We start from the raw sequence: 3,003 nt of genomic DNA on the forward strand, positions 1-3,003 counted from the left end.
CTTAGACAATTGCTCTTGCAGCACGTTACTCGGTAGATCGAGCAAAACGGTGAGGCTTCCCGGCTTGGTGGGATCAGCAACCTCTTTAAGCAAGTCTTTCACCGTGTTGGCCGCCTCGATTGCGTCCAGAAATGTTGTGTTTGGGTCGCTAGAGTGCTCGTCGCCTTTTCCTGAAGGGTCAGTTGACATGATCGGCCTATTCTTGACATACCGATACAAATTCCCATCGCCGCCGTTAAAGCCGATCGGGTCCTCGCTCAGCCAGCGGCCGACGTGGGCATCGTACCAGCGGTTGAGGTTGTTCTGAAGTTGGGTGTCACTATCGAACGGTCTACCCGTGAATACAAAGAGACTATTGCTGACTAACAACGGACAGTTATTAAAGAAGAAAATATCCCCTGTTGCCGGATTAGAGCCTATCCGAAAACCGAAGTGCGTCCGGGGAATCACGCCGATGTTGACTTTTTCGGATAGGTTCTTATTCTCCGACGTCACCCTGCCGAAGGCGTCGTAGATGAGGTGGTTGACCACGGTAGTCGCCCCCTTGCCTCCGCCCAATCGGGGTTGTCCAGCCTTGCGACCACACTGAAAACCGTCTGCGGGTCGAACTTGGCGATGTCCCGAACCGTACTCAGGTGGTCCGTCAGCGTCCACTGTACGGTTTCATCAGCCCCGTTGTCAACATTTTCCTCGGCCAGAATCTGATCCACCGCTGAACCCCAGACGTAGATCATGCTTATATTCCATCCCGCGCGTATTGGGACGCGTGCACAAGCATCCGCTTCCGGCAATAAGGTACCAATCCCACTGGGGAACCGTTTTTCCACGCGGTTTACAGCCGGGCCCAAACAGTTACCGCGTGGCGGGACAAGGTTTTAGGTTTTCCTAAACTCGCGCAGTTTTGCGACTACGTTCTGGGCGGCACAGGGAAGCTTCGCAAGGCCGGCTTCGCCGTTGTGCAGCGATCATTTTGAACCATCACGGGAAACGTGCTCAACAAATTCATCCCACAGTCTTTTATATTCAGAATACTTTCCGGAAAATTCCGGATAGGCCGACTCCATGTATCGCCAAAAGCTCTGTCTCCCCGGAAGGCTCCGGCCCTCCGCCGCCTCCTCGTCGTAGAGCCTCAGCAGGAGTATCTCTCCGAAAGTGGGCGCGCGAGTTCCACGAAGGGGAATAACCCGTTGCGCCTGTGCAAGCGTTATAGCTTCTTCGAGCTGCACAATAGCATCTCCGCGCTTGCCCGAGAGCAATAGCTCCCTCGCCCGACGCACTTGGCGCAGGTACCCCTGGCATGCGTGCACCTTCTTGGCCCAAGCCTCGTCTAATTCGGCACATAGTTTGGCCATCTGCGCTCGAGGGTAATACTCGTCGTACAAAACAATTGCCCACAAACACGCGAGCCACACAAAAACACAAACTATCCCGGGCATCACAGCCAACTGTCGCACCCTCTCTCCAATCGTACCGGCTTTCCTTTGATCCGTTGCAGGCATAGATCGCTCCAGCGAAAGAAGGACAGTGCCTAGCGAGCTTTATTCTCCATAAGTGACTCAGCCTTCTCCTGTAAAGCATCGTGCGTCCCTGATCGCCCCGCATAACGCTTAATGAAGATTCTCGACCATGCATCCAAACTCTCCGTCGAAAAATTTGGATAGGTGGAGACCATGTAGACCCAGAACTCCTGCACACCATCGTCGATTCGCCCTTGGAGAGCCTCCTGGTAATAAAGACTCATGAGCAGCATCTCATCGTCCCCGGGTGCATCGCCCTTGAGCACTGGGTTCGGAACGATCCCGAGCATGCGTGCCAGCTCTATTGCGTCCTCGAGCCTGCTAATGGCCTCTTTGTAATTTCCCGATCGCAATAAACTGTTCGCTTGAAAGACGTCTCGGGAGTAGAGATCCAGACTGAAAACTTTGAATTGTATTGGCTCTAGTTTACTACGCAGGTTGCACATCTCCCTTTGTATCTCCTTCGATCGATTAATGAAATGCCACACCACCAGAGTGATGCAGGCCAAGCACCCGAGAGCCAAAAAGTACCTGCGTTTGCTGGAACCGGTTACGGCCATGAGTTACCTCCATAAACGCCTATCACGTGGGTTAGTTGGTCTTCAGTTTAACTGTGCGAGTTGCTTGAGGACTTCTTGCGCAGGCTTAAATATCTGCGTTTCGAAGCCAATATGCCGACCCTGAGCATACTTGAGATAGCCTTCAAAAACCTTGACTCGCGCCCACAGCGCGTCAGTTAACGCTTCACAGAGCGGTGGATCGTTCACCGGATCCCACTCCCGCCCGGCCAGTCTGGCTGAGTCTCTGATTAGTCCCTCACCATAGAGGATTGCTGAGTTCCAATCTTGCGCAATAGCTCTCGCCAGGTTCTGGGCTTGGGTCTGTACGTCCATCAGCGTGCTCGCAAGATTGGCCGTGCTCAGGATATCGATGATTCGTGCAATCCCTCTCGACGAAATGGTGACTGGCAATAAGTAGAGCGGCGCTCTCTGCAACGCGGAAAGGGCACGAGCTTGGGCCGCCGCTGTTTGCGCGAACTCCGCCGTGTGCTTTAGAAACCGGCCACTTGAATCCCGCAGGACCGCTAGGCTTATCCTCTCCACCGTTGCAGCATCAGCAGCCTGAGCCAGAGCGCCGACGACCGTCTGAACAGCCCCTGGAATTCCGAACAAGTCCAAAAGGTCGTTCCACGACGTTTGCTCGGAAAATGTGGTATTTCTCCTAACCCAGATTTGCTCGTAGACGGTGAGCTGCGCCGCGAGTTCTGTAAGTCGGACCATATCCTTGAATAGAATGTCTCGTATCGACTGGACGATAGCGAGTTGTGCGTCCATTGCCTCGAATGCACCGGCGCAGCAGTCCCTCCACGTCATTTTGAGTCCCAAGGGATCAAGGCGGGTTGCCGGATCGTTTCCCACATACCGATACAAGTTCCCATCCCCGGCATCAAAGCCGATCGGGTCCTCGCTCATCCACCGGCCGACCC

At 54.2% G+C, this 3,003-nt stretch carries 5 protein-coding genes; all 5 read right to left on the minus strand.

All coding sequences use genetic code 11. The annotated features are described in order from the left end of the window. On the minus strand, positions 1 to 531 hold a 531-nt coding region (locus ABJK56_RS16260; RefSeq protein WP_347245725.1), incomplete at its 3' end, for an RHS repeat-associated core domain-containing protein. Then, positions 492 to 734: a hypothetical protein gene (locus ABJK56_RS16265; RefSeq protein ID WP_347245726.1), complete on the minus strand. Its 243-nt coding sequence runs from the start codon at positions 732 to 734 to the stop codon at positions 492 to 494. The genes ABJK56_RS16260 and ABJK56_RS16265, both read right to left, overlap by 40 nt. A 231-nt stretch (positions 735 to 965) precedes the next feature. After that, on the minus strand, positions 966 to 1,454 hold the full coding sequence (locus ABJK56_RS16270) for a hypothetical protein (RefSeq protein ID WP_347245727.1): 489 nt from the start codon (positions 1,452 to 1,454) through the stop codon (positions 966 to 968). 74 nt (positions 1,455 to 1,528) lie between these two features. Then, positions 1,529 to 1,963, minus strand: coding sequence for a hypothetical protein (locus ABJK56_RS16275; protein WP_347245728.1), 435 nt, complete (start codon positions 1,961 to 1,963; stop codon positions 1,529 to 1,531). Positions 1,964 to 2,119: 156 nt separating this feature from the next. Then, positions 2,120 to 3,003: RHS repeat-associated core domain-containing protein (locus tag ABJK56_RS16280; protein ID WP_347245729.1), on the minus strand; the 884-nt coding region annotated here is incomplete at its 5' end.

This window comes from Thermogutta sp. (genome assembly GCF_039793925.1).
Taxonomy (GTDB): Bacteria; Planctomycetota; Planctomycetia; order Pirellulales; family Thermoguttaceae; genus Thermogutta.